The sequence below is a fragment of the Halomonas campaniensis genome, assembly GCF_002211105.1.
Classification (GTDB): domain Bacteria; phylum Pseudomonadota; class Gammaproteobacteria; order Pseudomonadales; family Halomonadaceae; genus Vreelandella; species Vreelandella campaniensis_A.
The window spans coordinates 1-15482 of sequence record NZ_JPUA01000019.1 but is presented as its reverse complement, the minus strand read 5'-3'; the positions used below and the strand labels follow the sequence as shown (position 1 = coordinate 15482).

The following is a 15482-nucleotide window of genomic DNA, read 5'->3' as shown; positions in this document are numbered from 1 at the left end:
TGTTTTTGAGATTGTTTTTGAGACTGTTTTTAAGACTGCTTTTGGCACAGCGAGCGGTCGAGCACCGCGATAAAGCACGCGCCGCCTAGCTCGCTCTCCTCTAGGGTCACGGCGCCACCGTGCTGACGGCACAGCCTGGCCACCAGCGCCAGGCCAATGCCCTGGTGTTTGCCCGTTTTGGTCGAAAAGCCTTCCTGGAAAATCGACTCGGCGAACTGGGCAGGTACTCCGGGCCCGTTGTCCTCCACTTCGATCAACAGCTGCTCGCCCAAGTCGGTGAAAAACAGACGTACTTTAGGCGCTTTACTCGGCCCATTCAGCGCTGCGTGGCAGGCGTTGTCCAGCAAGTTACCCACTACGCTCATCATCACTTCTTGACCGGTCGGAGTCAGCGGGCAGGAGAGCGAACTTTGCTCATCGATTTCCAGCGCCACACCCAGTTCCCGCGCGCGGGTCAGTTTACCCAGTAGCGTACCGCTAAGCACGGCGTCGGCCACGTTGCGCATTAAAAAGCTCATCTGCGCCTGGGCACGCTCGGTTTCCTGGTGGATCAGCGCCAAGGCTTCCTCAATGCGCTCCAGCTGCAGCAACCCAGAGATGGTGTAAAGCTTATTGGAAAACTCATGGGCCTGGGCGCGCAGCATATCCACGTCACGGCTGGCTTGGGTCAGCGCATGGGAGAGATCAACGATCTCGCGACGGCTGCGGAAAGTGGCCACCGCCCCCTCGATCTCGCCTTCGTGCAATATCGGCACGCGGTTGACCACCACCGGGTGATCGCCCAGCCACATCTCCTGGTCGAACTCCTGCTCGCCGCGCCGGAGCACCTCAAGAAGCCGCGAATTAGGCACGACCTCGCGGATGGGCTGCCCCAGCAGCACATGCTCATCGTCCAGGTTGAGAAAGCGCCGCGCCTGCTGATTCACCAAGGTAATATGCCCTTCACGATTAACCGCCAGAATGCCTTCGTGAATCGACTGTAAAATGGCCTCTTTCTCCATGGCCAAGCGGGCTATTTCGTAGGGTTCCAGGCCTAGAATGACCTTTTTGAGGTGCTGCGACAGCCAATAAGCACCGGCAAAGCCGAGACAGATCATCAGCGCCACCAGCGCCCAGCCAAAGCTGTTGTAGCGGGCGACGTCCATGGCCACGCGATCCATCATAAAACCGACGGACACCAGGCCGATGATATTGCCCTCTTCGTCCCAGATAGGCGCTTTGCCGCGAATGGCAGTGCCCAATGACCCGGTCGCCTCGGAGACATAAAACTGACCATGGATCAGCGCCTGGTCATTATCGCCCCCCACCATTGGCTGACCAATTCGCTCCGGCAGAGGATGGGAGTAGCGAATACTTTGCGCGTTGCCCACGACGACATAGCGCGCCCCCGTTTCATGGCGAACGCGCTCCGCCAGGGGCTGAATAATGAAAGAGGGGTCGGGGATCGCAAAGGCATTAATAATTTGCGGCATCGACGCCACCGTTTTGGCCACTGCCAGCGCTCGCTCGCCCATCTGCTGGCTAATAATTTCCGCCTTGCGGTGATTGAGATACGTACCCTGTGCCAGTAGCATGCCTGCCAGCAGAAACCCGACTAACAGCATTACCTGAAGGCGAAAACTGCGTTTGTACCAGCTGCGTCTTGCGCGGGTGCGTCGCCAGCGCTGCAGGTCGGCTAACGTTCGGGGGCGAGAAGCGCTCATAGGTAGACTCAAAATGCGTGACCGCGCCATTATGGCACGCGCTAGCCAACGGCGTAATCGCCGTCACCCTAAAGTCATCGTTCGCTGATATAATGGCGTAATGCCGAAACCAAGGAGGGATATTGTGGCGATCGTTCGATGGATACTCTTGCTGGCCTGCTGGCCCCTGTGGTTAACCGCGGCGTATGCCAATCCGTTTTATGGCCCTCCCCCTCCTCCTGATGATGCGCCTGTGTTTAGCGGCGATGCTGAACTGGGTTTTACTCACCTTTCAGGCAACACCAACAGCCAGACGCTGATTGGTAAAACGCTACTGACCTGGCTGACCGGCAACTTCACCTACTCGCTGCGTGGAGAGGTGCGTAACGTTACCAAGGATGACGAGACCAGTGCCGAGCAGTACCTGGTGTCGGGGCGCGAACGCTATGAACTGGATGGCCCGCACTATCTCTTTGGCTTTGCCCGCTGGGAGAAAGATCGCTTTGCCGGTTACGATCAGCAGCTCTCCGCAATTGGCGGCTACGGGCGCCAGATTCTGGAGAACGACACCCATACGCTGTCGCTGGAAGCAGGCCCGGGTTATCGTCATGACCGGCTGCGCGAGTACGATGATGAACGTTTAATGGTGACTTACACCGCGCTGGACTATCGCTGGGGATTTTCGGACTACGCCGATATTCAGCAGGAAATGTCGCTGGAGTATACTGACCAAAACACCACCTCTCGGTCGCTGACAGCGCTTACAGCACGGCTCAACTCAAAGCTATCGCTGCGCTTATCTCACGAAATCAAGCACAATTCACAGCCACCTGACGACACCAATGTGCGCACCGATACGACCACCAGCGCTTCTTTGCTCTACCGTTGGTAAGTCCCCTATTGGCTTAGCGATTCTGCCCCCGGTGCGCCCACCCGGTCATCCGTTTCTCCAGTTGAGCAAACAGTTCGTACATCACCATGGCCATGGCGCTGATCACCAGCAGCCCCGCAAAGACCAGCCCCATACGCATTTGCGAACCGGCACTCATCATCAGGTAGCCAATACCCTGATTGGAAGCGACGGTTTCTGACACCACCGTGCCCACGAACGCCAGGGTAATGGCGACCTTCAGTGAGGCAAAGAAGTAGGGCAGCGAGCGCGGCAGGCCTACTTTTAACAACACATCCATACGCCGCGCGCCCAGTACCCGCAGCACGTCTTCCATCTCAGGTTCCAGCGTGGCTAAACCGGTGGCCACGTTGACCACAATGGGGAAAAAGCAGATCAAAAAGGCGGTGAGAATGGCCGGCACTGAACCGATCCCAAACCAGACGACCAGGATGGGCACAAAAGCCACTTTGGGAATGGCATTAAAGCCGACTAACAGTGGGTAGCAAGCGTTATAAAGAAAGCGCGAAGAACCGATAATAAAGCCCAACACCAGCCCCACGGCAACACCCAGGCCAAAGCCAATCAGCGTTGTCCAGAAGGTTTGCCAGGAGTGCATGGCGATAGGCCCGGAATAGGTCACCAGTGCCTGGGCGGTTTCCAGGGCACTGGGAAAGATAAAGCTGGGCACATCAAACACCCGCACCGTGACTTCCCAGATAATGACCAGAGCGACCACGGCGATCCATGGCGCCAGTCGTTCAATTAACGGGTGATTCTGTGCCATAAATGTACCTTTTATTTAGTACTGATATTAAGTAGGTTTCTTGTTACTAAGAGTGGAATTGGCTTTGCCAGCCTGATAACAGCTCCGGTGGGAGGTAGCTTTAGCTCGCGACCATTTAGGCTGCCAGCTTTATAGCCGGGGGTGCCTGCGGCACCCTTCGCCCGCTGGAAGCGGCCTCCCACATAAGCTGATGAATAACCATTAAATGCGGGTATCAAGTGCTGCGCACTTCGCCAATTTGAGCCCGCAGCTCCTGAACCAGATCAATAAAGGGTTTTTGGTAGGTGGTTTCCAGCGCACGGGGGCGCGGCAACTCGATTTGACGGCGCTCGATCACCCGGCCGGGGCGACGGCTCATAATATAAACCGTATCGGCTAGAAACGCCGCTTCGCGCAGGTCGTGGGTCACCAGTACCACCGTAAAGCGCTGTGCTTCCCACAGGTCGCGCAGCACGCACCACAACTCTTCGCGGGTAAAGGCGTCCAGCGCACCGAAGGGTTCATCCAGCATTAGTAAACGCGGCTGGTGAATCAGCGCCCGGCAGATCGACGCCCGCTGCTGCATACCGCCGGAAAGCTGCCACGGGTACTGATCTTCGTAGCCTTCAAGCCCCACGGTCTTGAGCAGCTTGCGTGCCCAGCCAACAAACTCTTCGCGCCGCTTACGAAACTGATGGCGGTAAGGTTTGACGATTTCCAGCGGCAGCAAGACGTTATCCAAGGTGGTGCGCCAGGGCAGCAGGTTGGCATTTTGAAACGCCATGCCGGAGATCTTCAGAGGGCCTGTAACCGGCTCTCCATCCACTCGCACGGCACCAGTGGTAGGCGCATGCAGACCGGTGCAGAGCTTCATAAAGGTCGATTTACCGCAGCCGGAGGGGCCCACGAAAGCGACGAACTCGCCTTCGTGGATACTCAGGTTGATGTCTTCAATGGCGTTGCCCGACTTATCGTAGGCCAGGCTAACGTCATCAAAGGTGACGAAGGCTGCCGACATGCTTATTCACCCTCTGCCGAAAACAGCCTGCGCGTTTCCTGAGTAGGTAAGTAGCTTGAGTTAAACACCTGATCCGGCGAAGGCACCGAGGGCAAGTCATAGGCGTCGGCGACCAGTTGAATGGCCTGCTCCAAGCGCGCTTCATCTACGCCACCTACGCCATGCTCACGGGCATCGGGGGTATCAACCACGCTATCCAGGGCCAGTTTCAAGCGTCGGGTCTCCATCTCCACATCGATCAGACCGTCACGGCTCTTAACATACTCAATAGCGGCCTCGGGGTCGGCAATGGTGTCTCCAAGGGCGCGGTTGAAGGCGCGCAGAAAACCCTCCACAGCGTCTGGATTAGATTCGGCGAAGGATTCGCTGGCAATAATCGCGTTACCGTAAAGCGGCACGCCGTAGTCGGGGAACGGCATAATCGTCAGTTCGTCTTCACTCATACCGCGCTCTTCAAGGTTGAGCAGGCTGGTAAAGTAAAAGCCGGTGATGGCATCCACATCGCCCCGAGTGAGCAGCGTTTCACGCAGCGTGGGGTCGACGTTCTGCCACTCAACTGCGTCGGCTTCCAGATCATTAGCGGCAGCAAACACGCCCCAGGCGCGGTAACCGGTGTCAAAGGCGGGAGCGGCGATGGTTTTACCGGCTAAGTCAGCCGGGCTCTCTATACCGCTCTCTTTACGCGCAAACACTGCAGCGGGTGTGCCGTCGTAGACGATATAGACGCCCTGAATACCGGGGCCATCGGGATTTTCAGCGAGAAACTCGACCAGCGCATTAAGGTCGCCAAAGCCCATTTCGTAGGCCCCAGACGCCACGCGGTTAATCGCCCCCGCCGAGCCGCTGCCGGAATCGATCTGAACGTCCAGCCCCTCATCCGCGAAGTAGCCCTTCTCAGCGGCCATTAAAAACGGCGCGGAGGGGCCTTCAAAGCGCCAATCCAGCTGAAAGCGTATTTGGGTGTCGTCGGCATGGCTGACAGCCGGTATTAAAACCACCGCTGCTGCGCAGCCAGCGAGCAGGCGCGCAGTAGAAAAACGGCGTTTCGAAGTGGAGGTCATCATCGTGAGCATACCTTGTATACAAAATATGCTTTAGCTTTGCAGCAATACTGCCATTATTGGATTTTTACTTTATTTTCAAATTGTTATATTTCCACCCAGGTATTACCACCTACCACCGTATGGCCAAAACAGTGCATTTGCACCTGGACTATGCACCAAGTTAAAACATATTAGACGTTGGTCTAAATTGGCGATATACTAAGCCCAGTTTCCTGTCTTGCGCCATTCCTTGAATGGCGCTTTTTTTTATCCGTTATTTGGCACATTAATCAGCACTTCGCCGCTTAACAAAAGGCGTCGATAGGCTGCTGTTTTAGCCAGCCCTGCCCCTACAAGGTATTCAACATGAATCACCCCGCCTCTACCGGCGAAGCCCCTGACACTTACCGTTCTGGGCGGCTTTCGCTCGGCGATCCTATTGTTTTGCTTTTGAGCATCGGTTTTATCGTCGCGTTTTTGTCACTATCACTTTACGACGTGACGTTAGTCGCTGAGTCCATTAGCAGAGGCTTCGCTTGGACGGCGCTAGCCTTGGGTAGCTACTTCCAGTTGCTTCTGCTACTCACTTTCTTTATTGCGATGGGATTGGCGGTCACACCCGCCGCAAAGGCCAAAATTGGCAATTTAGATGCACCAGAAATGAGCACATTTAAGTGGCTCTCGATCATTTTGTGTACGTTACTTGCAGGCGGCGGGGTATTTTTTGCCGCCGGGGAGCCGATTTACCATTTCATCGTTACGCCGCCAGCTTTTGATAGCGAAGCAGGCACGGCGGAAGCCGTTTCCAACGCCTTGGGGCAGTCGTTTATGCACTGGGGGTTTATTGGCTGGGCGGTATTGGGATCACTAACCGCTATCGTGCTGGCCCATGCTCACTATGTGAAAGGCCAGCCGTTGCAACCACGCACTCTGCTCTACCCTTTACTGGGGGAACGGCTAATGCGCGGACCTCTGGGTGGAATCATTGACGCCTGCTGTGTCATCGCCGTCGTGGCCGGTACCGTAGGCCCGATTGGTTTTTTAGCGACTCAGGTCAGTTTTGGCCTGCATGAAGTGTTCGGCCTGCCCAACAGCTACACCAGTAAATTGGTCATCTTGGCCGTGTTAGCCAGTATGTACGTGCTATCAGCGATGAGCGGCGTGCATAAAGGTATGCAGATGCTTAGCCGTTTCAATGTATTCCTGGCCCTTGCCGTGGGCGGCGTGATTATGGTGTTTGGCCCTAGCCTATTTCTATTCAACAGCTACGTAGCCAGTATGGGCGTCTATATTAACGATTTCTTCCCCATGGCGACGATGACAGCAGAAACCGCTCCCGCCTGGTGGATGCAGTGGTGGACGGTATTCTTCTTTGCATGGTTTATCGGTTTTGGCCCGCTGGTGGCGATTTTTGTGGCGCGTATCTCCCGTGGCCGCAGCATCCGTGAGATGATCATCGCAGTAGCGGTTCTCGCCCCCATTGCCACCACCGTGTGGTTTACCCTGCTCGGTGGTTCAGGTATTTACTACCAAATGACGGGCGCCATTGAGCTAAGCGAGGCGCTTAATAACTTTCAGTTTGATGTCGCCACCTTGACGGTAGCCCAGGCGTTGCCGGGCGGCGCCTGGATGACGCTAGCCATTTTAGTGCTGACGACGATATTCGTTGCCACCACCGGTGACTCGATGAGCTACGCTATTGCGGTTGTTGGCGCGGGCCACGACGATCCAAGCCCTTATATTCGCGCCTTCTGGGGAATCGCCATGGCGGTTATGGCGGCGGTGCTGTTATATATGGGCGCAGGCCAAATTTCGGCCCTTCAACAATTTATTGTGATAACCGCCATCCCGGTGTCGTTCATTCTATTGCCCTCGCTTTGGGATGGCCCCAAGGCAGCCTACGCCATGGCTCGGGAACAGGGCATTATTGAGTGCCCCATAATATTGAGTGACCCATAGTGCTAAGCAGCTAGTTAAGTAAGCTGTTTAGCACTTTTAGCATTTAACTTAGAGCCGCGCTTTAATCCATTCAGTAAATGATTTGACCTTATGCAGGTCAGCCATATGTTCTGGGTAGGCCATATAGTAAGCATCCTGGCTGTTCAGTGAGAACGGCCAGGGAATGACTAACTTCCCTTCATCAAGTTCTTCTTGGGCTAGAAATCTTGGCACTAACGCAACTCCGCAGCCTGCTCGCGCTGCGCGAAGGGCCATATAAAAGGTATCAAATCTTGGCCCGTGGTAGCTGTGTTCGGTATATAGCTGTTGGGCTTCAAACCAGTCGTGCCATGCTTCAGGACGAGTAGATACCTGCAGCAGAATCATCTTGGTTAGCGCCAGCGGATCATTGACGTCTGTTTGACTCATGACACTAGGCGCACAGACAGGCACTACTTCCTCATCTAATAATTTAATGCATTCTGCTCGCGGCCATACCCCGTGACCAAAAAAGAAGGCGATCTCAATACGCTCCTTCTGCATGTCAAACGGCTCGGAACGATTAGAGATATTGAGATTAATACTAGGATGCTTAAAGCGAAATCCGTTCAATCTTGGGATCAACCATCGCGCACCAAAAGTGGGCAATGTGGCCACATTGAGCACATCGGCCTCGACGCCATAGGACTGCATGTAGCGTGTCGACATTTCTACCTGGGCTAATATTTTGCGCGCTTCACTCAGGTAAACCGCCCCCTCTGGCGTCAAGTGAAGACGCTTTCTCACCCTTCTAAATAACGGATGTTGCAGGGTCATTTCCAACTGCGACACCTGCTTGCTTACAGCACTCTGGGTCAAACTTAGCTCGTCCGCTGCGCGGGTGAAACTCAGGTGGCGAGCAGCTGCTTCAAAACAGTGCAGGCCGGTTAAAGAAGGCAAATGTCGACGTCGCACCCCAACCCACCTCATGAAATAAAGGAATGATATTTTTCATAAACATCGTTTGAAGGCTCACCAATACCCTAGCAATACTGGCGCTGCAACCAATTTACTCACAACTCAATATTTGGTGAAGCAATGATTCATTCCCTGATGGAAAAAATGGGCGTCACAAAAGAGCAGTATCAAGGCGGCGATCTTATTGTTACAACGCCCATTGATGGCAGCGAGATTGGTCGTCTAAAAACGGCATCCAATAGCGACGTGGATACCGCTATCTCGAATGCAGAAAAAGCCTTTCTCGCCTGGAAAAGCGTGCCAGCCCCTCGGCGCGGTGAATTGGTTCGTTTGTTTGGCGATCAATTACGCCAACACAAACAATCGCTTGGCGAGTTAGTCACCTGGGAGTGTGGCAAAATTCTTCCGGAAGGCCTGGGTGAAGTTCAGGAAATGATCGATATTTGCGATCTTGCCGTTGGCCAATCCCGCCAGCTATTTGGCCTGACCATCGCCTCCGAGCGCCCTGGCCACCATATGCGGGAAAGTTGGCATCCATTAGGCCCGATTGGCCTGATTACCGCGTTCAACTTCCCTGTTGCTCCCTGGGCATGGAATTCAGCCCTGGCACTGGTATGTGGCAATAGCCTGCTATGGAAGCCGTCTGAAAAAACCCCGTTAACAGCACTCGCCTGCCAAGCGTTATTGGATCGTGCGATAAAGGCGTTCGGTGACGAAGCGCCCAAGCATTTGAGCCAGGTGATTATTGGCGAACGGGCAGCGGGCGAGCAGCTAGTGGATGACTCACGCGTAGCGCTTATCAGTGCCACTGGCAGCACCCGTATGGGTCGCGAAGTCGGCCCCAAAGTGGCGTCGCGCTTTGGTCGTAGCATTCTCGAGCTGGGCGGCAACAATGCGATGATTCTGGCACCGAGTGCCGATCTGGACATGGCGACGCGCGCCATTCTCTTCTCCGCGGTCGGTACAGCAGGCCAGCGCTGCACCACGCTTCGACGCCTGATCGTTCATGAGTCCATCAAGGATGATGTATTAGCGCGGCTAAAAAAAGCTTATCAAGGGGTGAGCATCGGCAACCCACTGGAAGGCAATCTGGTAGGCCCCTTGATCGATCACCAGGCCTTCGACGCCATGCAGAGCGTACTGGCCAAGGCTCGTGAACACGGTGCGAATGTCTTCGGAGGAAGCCGTGTTGAGATCGCTAACAACGATCAAGGCTACTATGTCGAGCCTGCCATTGTTGAAGTGGCCGAGCAAAATTCGCTGGTAAAGCATGAAACCTTTGCGCCCATTCTCTATGTGCTCAGCTATAAGGAGCTGGATGAGGCCATTGCCACCAACAACGACGTACCCCAAGGCCTGTCATCCTGCATCTTCACGACCGACGTGCGTGAAGCTGAAACCTTCGTATCTGCCGTCGGCAGTGATTGCGGTATCGCTAACGTCAATATCGGCCCCAGTGGCGCTGAAATTGGTGGAGCGTTTGGAGGCGAGAAAGAGACCGGCGGTGGTCGTGAGTCCGGTTCCGACGTCTGGAAGAGCTATATGCGTCGCCAAACTAACACCGTGAACTACTCCCGCGAACTCCCGTTAGCACAAGGCATTAAGTTCGACTAACCCTTCCCCATCAAGCAAGGGCTCTTATCTAAAGAGCCCTTACTAACAACATAAAAAAAGAAGGTGATGTATGCGTGACGATGTCCAAATCGGCCCGACGCCGGGCCTCGCGATGGCGCTACTTCCGCTGCTGGCCACTACCGCCATTCTTATACTGCAGTTTTTTATCTTCTCTGACTTTACTCCCCATATTCCCTTAGCTTTCGGCATTATGATTTGCGCCATGTGCGGGCGCATACGCGGCGTTCCCTGGGAAAAGATGGAAGCCTCAATGCTGGAGGTGGTCAAGCTAGGAATGCCCGCCATTTTTATTCTCTTGGCGGTCGGCATGGTGATTGGCACCTGGATTCTTTCCGGCACTGTTCCCACGCTGATGTATTATGGTTTTCAGTTGGTTTCGCCCTCCTATTTCTTGGTCGCTACTTGTTTGATTAGTGCCCTGGTATCGCTGGCAACGGGCACGTCCTGGGGCACGGTCGGGACACTCGGGCTTGCCCTAATGGGGATCGGGGAAGGGTTGGGTATTCCCATGCACCTTACGGGCGGCGCGCTCGTTTCAGGTGCCTTCTTTGGCGATAAAATGTCGCCCTTATCAGAGACGACCAATTTAACACCGGCGGTCTGTGAAACGGATCTATGGAGCCATATTCGCAGCATGATGGCGACCACCGTTCCCGCGATGCTGATAGCGCTGGTGCTCTATGTATGGCTCGGCGCTGACTATGGCGGCCAGTTCGAACGAAGCACCGATATTGCCACCTTTCGTCAGGCGCTTGATGACACCTTTACCCTTTCTTGGATAACGCTTATCCCCCCCTGTGTTGTCATCGCTCTAGCGCTCGCCAAGTTTCCGCCTTTTCCAACCATTTTTACCGGCGCAGCTATAGGCGGCCTGGTAGCCATCGGTGTTCAAGGCGAGACCTTACACGCGGTATTTGATGCCATGCAGAATGGTTTTAGCAGCGATACCGGCAATCCAGCCATTGATGCACTGCTAAGCAGTGGTGGCGTGCTCTCCATGACCTGGGTGGTTACCTTAACGTTCTTTGCGTTAGGTTTCGCTGGCATGCTGGAAGCCTACGGCACCGTTGATGCGATCATTAAACAGCTAATGCGGTTAATTAAAGGTCGTTTCAGCCTAGTGGCGACAAGCTCCGGCACTACGCTTGCAGTGAGTACTATTATCGGCGATGTGTATACAACGCTGGTCTTACCCGGCCGTTTGTTAAAAGGTCAGTATCAAGCCATGGGATATAAAACCTGTACGCTGTCGCGCTCGATCGAAGACAACGGCACGCTTTCTTCTCCATTGATTCCTTGGAACATGGGCGGCGGTTTTGTGTCATCGACCATAGGTGTACCCACATTGGCTTATGCACCTTTCGCTTTCGCTTGCTGGCTATCACCGCTATTCGGACTGTTTTGGGCACTAACCGGCCGCTTTATTCCCCGCGACGAACCGGAGCAGCCTGAAACAAACGCTACTGATGCACCACACTCTGCCCCCTCCTCTCAACAACCTACTTCATAGCCATAAAAGGTCGGCCTTGGGCCGACCTGCGCTTCTTTTTAAGGAGATACTAAAAAATGCCAACGCCCCTCTCCGAGCGCTGCCTTTGGCCCCAAACGAGTGCCGAAACACCTCTAGATTACCCCGCGTTAGCCAGCCATGAAGAGGTCGATGTGTGTGTGGTGGGCGGCGGGATTACGGGCCTCTCCACCGCATTGCATCTGGCCGAGAAAGGTATCAAAACAGCCTTGCTGGAGGCGGGAGATATTCCCAGTGGCGGGTCAGGACGCAATGTTGGTCTAGTGAACGCGGGGCTTTGGATACCCCCCGATGACATTGTGGCCGCGCTAGGCAAAGAGAACGGTGAGCGGGTTAATACTGTTCTAGGCGGCGCGCCGTCAAAGGTATTCAATATCATTGAGCGCCATGCCATTCAGTGCGATGCCACCCGAACAGGCACGCTGCACCTTGGCCATAACACCAAAGGCTGCCAAGAGCTGGCTCGCCGCAGGGATCAGCTACAAAACCGGGGAGCGCCGGTCACCTTAATCGAAGGCGAAGCATGCGAGCGGATGACGGGAACCTCTCAGATACATGCTGCACTGCTTGATAAGCGCGCGGGCACTATCAACCCCTGCGCCTATACGCAAGGTCTCGCTCGCGCTGCTGCAAAACTAGGGGCCACGCTTTACTGCCACAGCGCGGTAACCGGTATCGAGCGACAAGGAGATCGCTGGCGCGTGCTAACCCAAAACGGCAGCGTGACCGCAAATAGAGTCGTAATGGCGACTAATGCGTATACCGAAGATGACTGGAATCAAGTCCGTCAGCACTTTTTTACCGGGCATTACTATCAGCTAGCATCGGAACCCCTTACCGGCGACGCCGCCGATGCGATACTTCCAGAGAAACAAGGTGCTTGGGACACTCGAACGGTACTTAGCAGCATTCGTCGCGATAAGGCGGGGCGCTTATTGCTGGGCAGCCTGGGCAAAGGTGAGGGTAAACCGCTCTCTTACCTCACCCGCTGGGCCGATACGATACAGAATCACTACTTCCCTGCGCTCGGCAACGTTCGCTGGGAATACACCTGGACAGGTAAGGTCGCCTTTACCCCTGACCACACCTTACGTATTTTTGAACCTGCCCCTGGGATATTGTCAGCCACCGGTTACAACGGGCGCGGCGTTACCACTGGCACCGTAGTTGGCGAAGGGTTTGCTCACTATATTGCCAATGGCGATGACAGCCTGCTCCCTTTGCCGTTATCGCAGCCTAAACCCATCAGAGCACGCCCGTTATGGAGCTGTGCCTATGAGAGCGGTTTCTCGCTATATCATGCAGGCCAGTGTTTACGGGTACTGATCTAATCAGGTGTCACTACTTAACATTCTTTAAATAAAAACATGCGCCTCGAGTTAACCGCAGGCGCACGTTTTTTTATCGTTTAACTACTGCCTAAACCCACTTATTTAAGGGCCCTCTTATTAAAGAACTGCAGCGCATCTTTATGCTGCAGTTCTTTATAAACGACGGATTAACCTTTTAAACTTGCCAGCACTTTCGCTTTAGAGGCGTTTTCGCGCTCTGCGTAGAGCGATAGCTCATCCGTTACTTGAGCACCTAGCGCTTCCTCAAAGGCATCACGATTAGCGTTACCCGCATAGGCCTCATTCTGCCCTCCTCCTAGATTCGATTGGAAAATACCCGCCGCGCTGACCGGTAGAAAGTCTTCATAGGTAATTGGCTGGGCTTCCACTAGGCCTTGCTCGATCAACGCCTCAATATCGCGACCGGCACTCTCTTTAGCAGCCTGACCTGCCGCTGTCAGGTGATAGTGAAAATATGCCAAGCCTTCCCGGCGCATTGCCTCATCGTTATCCGGGAACTTGACAAAGACGTTGTCCATAACCGTTTGGTGCGCGTCGTTATCCAGCCCCGCGGTTTGTTCACGACCTTCGTTAAGCAACTGGTCATATAGCGCGCGGCCTTTCGGCGTTAGCGCCACTCCACGCTGCTCAATTTCACCAAAGCGCGCCGTGTGGGTACCTTGGGCATCACCGGCAAAGCGGATTGATTCTTCTAACGCCTTAAAGCTGGTTTGGCGTAGCAAAATGGGGCATTCACGACGCGGCGGCCCTTCAATCACAGCTTTGGGGTTCATGCCCATTTCAGGCATGCGGCGCTGCACTTCGTCGATATCCAAGGTGCGCGGCGTCAGGTGATTAATATGCGGCCCGCGGAAACACACCACATCGGCAATCAACCGGTGTTCATCGTGTAGCGCTTGATAGGTATCCAGATCAACCGTCGCATCCTGGTGCCAACGGAAGGTTTCCAGGGCTTCTTTTACAAACTGGTCGGCCTCTTCGCTGGTTAATCCCCCCTGAGTTTCATGACGCTCAATAAGTTCGCGCGCCCCTGGCGTAAAAATATCGCGCTTCGCCAGAATGTCTTCTGAACGCTGGCGCAGCGCCTCACTTTCAATGAGTTCTAAACGCAGTAGCGAGGTAAAAACGCGGAAAGGATTCATCGCCAGCGCGTCATCGTCGATGGGCCGGAAGGCGGTTGAGTGAACCGGCACGCCCGCTTCAGAGAGATCGTAATAACCGACCGGATACATGCCCATGACAGCAAACAGACGGCGCAGCATGAAAAGCTCATCGGCTGTACCTACACGTATCGCACCATGGCGCTCTACACTCAAACGTGCCAACTCGCCCTGGGCTTCTAGGCGGCGATGCAGTTCCGGCTGCTGGCTAAGCGTTTCCTGGTTAACGCTTTCCACAAGTTCAAGCAGCGTGCCGTACTGGGGCACTTCTGTTTGATACATGGCCGACATGGCCTTGGAGAAACGGTCGCGAACATCATTGGTTGAAAGAAGATCTGCTTGGGTCATTTTATTGCTCTCTCTTGCCTATTGTTGGATAACGATGTGATACCGACTTCAATTGCGCCAATAGTGCCTGTAAGGGGTGGTGCAACGTTTGCGCTGAGTAACGTTTCACCTGGCTGCGGCAGGAGTAGCCCGTGGCCAGTAGCTTTCCTGCATTCTCTTCGGCTTCCACTTGCGGCTGCCAGGACTGGGCGTAAATGGCCTTTGAGGTCGATACGTTGCGGGTTTCATGGCCGTAGGTGCCGGACATACCGCAGCAGCCGGTGGCCATCAGCTCAAGCTCTAACCCAAACGCCGCAAACACTTGCTGCCAGGCTTTAGGGCTACCTGGCGCGTTGGTCTTCTCGGTGCAGTGGGAGAGCAGCTTAAAGCCTGGGTCGGTCAACTTGAGCTTGCTGGGCGCTAGCGTGTTAATACGGGTTGCCAGCCACTCCTGTAGCATCAGCACCTCCGGCACCGCCTCATTGCCTAGCGCTTTGATGTACTCCTGGCGATAGGTGAGCGTCATCGCCGGGTCGATGCCCACCATGGGGATATCAAAGCGGGCCAACGTGCGTAGCCGCTCGGCCTGCTTGGCGGCGGTGCGTTCAAAGGCGCCCAGAAAGCCCTGCACCTGGAGCGGTTTGCCGTTCGCGGAGAAGGGCATCACAAATACGCGTAGATTCAGACGTGACAGCAGTTCCACCACGTCCATCACTAGCTTGGCTTCAAAGTGGGTGGTGAAGGCATCCTGTACAATAATCACGCTATTGGCGCGCTGCTGTTCGGTTAACAGGGTCAGCGAGAGCGGCGTTGCCTCGGCGACGCCCCAGGCGTTGAGCTGCTTTTTGACGCTGGCTCGTGAAAGCGCCGGTGAATCGCTCATGCCCAAGGTGCGGCGCATCAGTTGCTCTACCCAGCGCTGGCCAATCACCGCGTTATACAGCGGTGCCGCCTTGGCCAGGGTGGGCAGCATAAATTCGGTGCCGCCGATCACGTAGTCACGAATCGGGCGCAGGTAGCGGCCGTGGTAGACCTCTAAAAACTGAGAACGAAACTGGGGGACGTTGACCTTAACCGGGCACTGCCCCGCGCAGGATTTACACGCCAAGCAGCCCGCCATGGCGTCATAAACTTCGTGGGAGTAGTCGTGGTGCTGCTTGCGGCTTAGGGTGTTCGCCACCCGCAAT

Annotated in this window: 12 protein-coding genes; 5 read left to right on the top strand and 7 right to left on the bottom strand. The window is 54.9% G+C overall.

Annotated elements, in window-relative coordinates; translation table 11 throughout:
* Nucleotides 1–29: 29 nt before the first annotated feature.
* Nucleotides 30–1703 carry an ATP-binding protein gene (locus tag JI62_RS06775; protein ID WP_088699431.1) on the bottom strand — a complete coding sequence of 558 codons (1674 nt, stop codon included), beginning with the start codon at nucleotides 1701–1703 and terminating at the stop codon, nucleotides 30–32.
* 100 nt (nucleotides 1704–1803) lie between these two features.
* On the opposite strand from JI62_RS06775, the gene JI62_RS06770 reads away from it, so the two are divergent.
* Entirely contained in the window at nucleotides 1804–2574 is a 771-nt protein-coding gene (locus tag JI62_RS06770) for a DUF481 domain-containing protein (protein WP_088699430.1), read from the top strand.
* Between the two features lie 13 nt (nucleotides 2575–2587).
* Here the strand turns inward: JI62_RS06770 and JI62_RS06765 are convergent, their stop codons facing one another.
* The 3 genes from JI62_RS06765 to JI62_RS06755 all read right to left on the bottom strand — a co-directional run bounded on the left by JI62_RS06765 (nucleotide 2588) and on the right by JI62_RS06755 (nucleotide 5419).
* Nucleotides 2588–3358 carry an ABC transporter permease gene (locus JI62_RS06765; protein WP_088699429.1) on the bottom strand — a complete coding sequence of 257 codons (771 nt, stop codon included), beginning with the start codon at nucleotides 3356–3358 and terminating at the stop codon, nucleotides 2588–2590.
* A 214-nt stretch (nucleotides 3359–3572) separates the two neighbouring features.
* Nucleotides 3573–4355, bottom strand: a complete 783-nt coding sequence (locus JI62_RS06760) for an ABC transporter ATP-binding protein (RefSeq protein ID WP_088699428.1) — start codon at nucleotides 4353–4355, stop codon at nucleotides 3573–3575.
* A 2-nt stretch (nucleotides 4356–4357) separates the two neighbouring features.
* Complete coding sequence (locus tag JI62_RS06755) at nucleotides 4358–5419, bottom strand: ABC transporter substrate-binding protein (RefSeq protein WP_240513161.1); 1062 nt, start codon at nucleotides 5417–5419, stop codon at nucleotides 4358–4360.
* A gap of 345 nt (nucleotides 5420–5764) precedes the next feature.
* On the opposite strand from JI62_RS06755, the gene JI62_RS06750 reads away from it, so the two are divergent.
* A complete protein-coding gene (locus JI62_RS06750) occupies nucleotides 5765–7357 on the top strand; it encodes a BCCT family transporter (protein ID WP_088699427.1) in 1593 nt (530 codons plus the stop codon).
* 48 nt (nucleotides 7358–7405) lie between these two features.
* On the opposite strand, the gene gcvA is transcribed toward JI62_RS06750, so the two are convergent.
* Entirely contained in the window at nucleotides 7406–8290 is an 885-nt protein-coding gene (gene gcvA / locus JI62_RS06745; protein ID WP_088699426.1) for a transcriptional regulator GcvA, read from the bottom strand.
* Between the two features lie 123 nt (nucleotides 8291–8413).
* On the opposite strand from gcvA, the gene amaB reads away from it, so the two are divergent.
* The 3 genes from amaB to amaA all read left to right on the top strand — a co-directional run bounded on the left by amaB (nucleotide 8414) and on the right by amaA (nucleotide 12787).
* A complete protein-coding gene (amaB, locus tag JI62_RS06740) occupies nucleotides 8414–9907 on the top strand; it encodes an L-piperidine-6-carboxylate dehydrogenase (protein ID WP_088699425.1) in 1494 nt (497 codons plus the stop codon).
* A gap of 70 nt (nucleotides 9908–9977) precedes the next feature.
* Entirely contained in the window at nucleotides 9978–11438 is a 1461-nt protein-coding gene (gene nhaC, locus JI62_RS06735; RefSeq protein ID WP_088699424.1) for a Na+/H+ antiporter NhaC, read from the top strand.
* Nucleotides 11439–11494: 56 nt separating this feature from the next.
* Nucleotides 11495–12787 (top strand): L-pipecolate oxidase, encoded by a 1293-nt coding sequence (gene amaA / locus JI62_RS06730; protein WP_088699423.1) that lies wholly within the window; start codon nucleotides 11495–11497, stop codon nucleotides 12785–12787.
* 167 nt (nucleotides 12788–12954) lie between these two features.
* Here amaA and hglS read toward each other — a convergent pair whose 3' ends face one another.
* A complete protein-coding gene (gene hglS, locus JI62_RS06725; RefSeq protein WP_088699422.1) occupies nucleotides 12955–14316 on the bottom strand; it encodes a 2-oxoadipate dioxygenase/decarboxylase HglS in 1362 nt (453 codons plus the stop codon).
* 1 nt (nucleotide 14317) lies between these two features.
* The coding region (locus JI62_RS06720) for a (Fe-S)-binding protein (RefSeq protein WP_141101303.1) at nucleotides 14318–15482 on the bottom strand (1165 nt) is incomplete at its 5' end.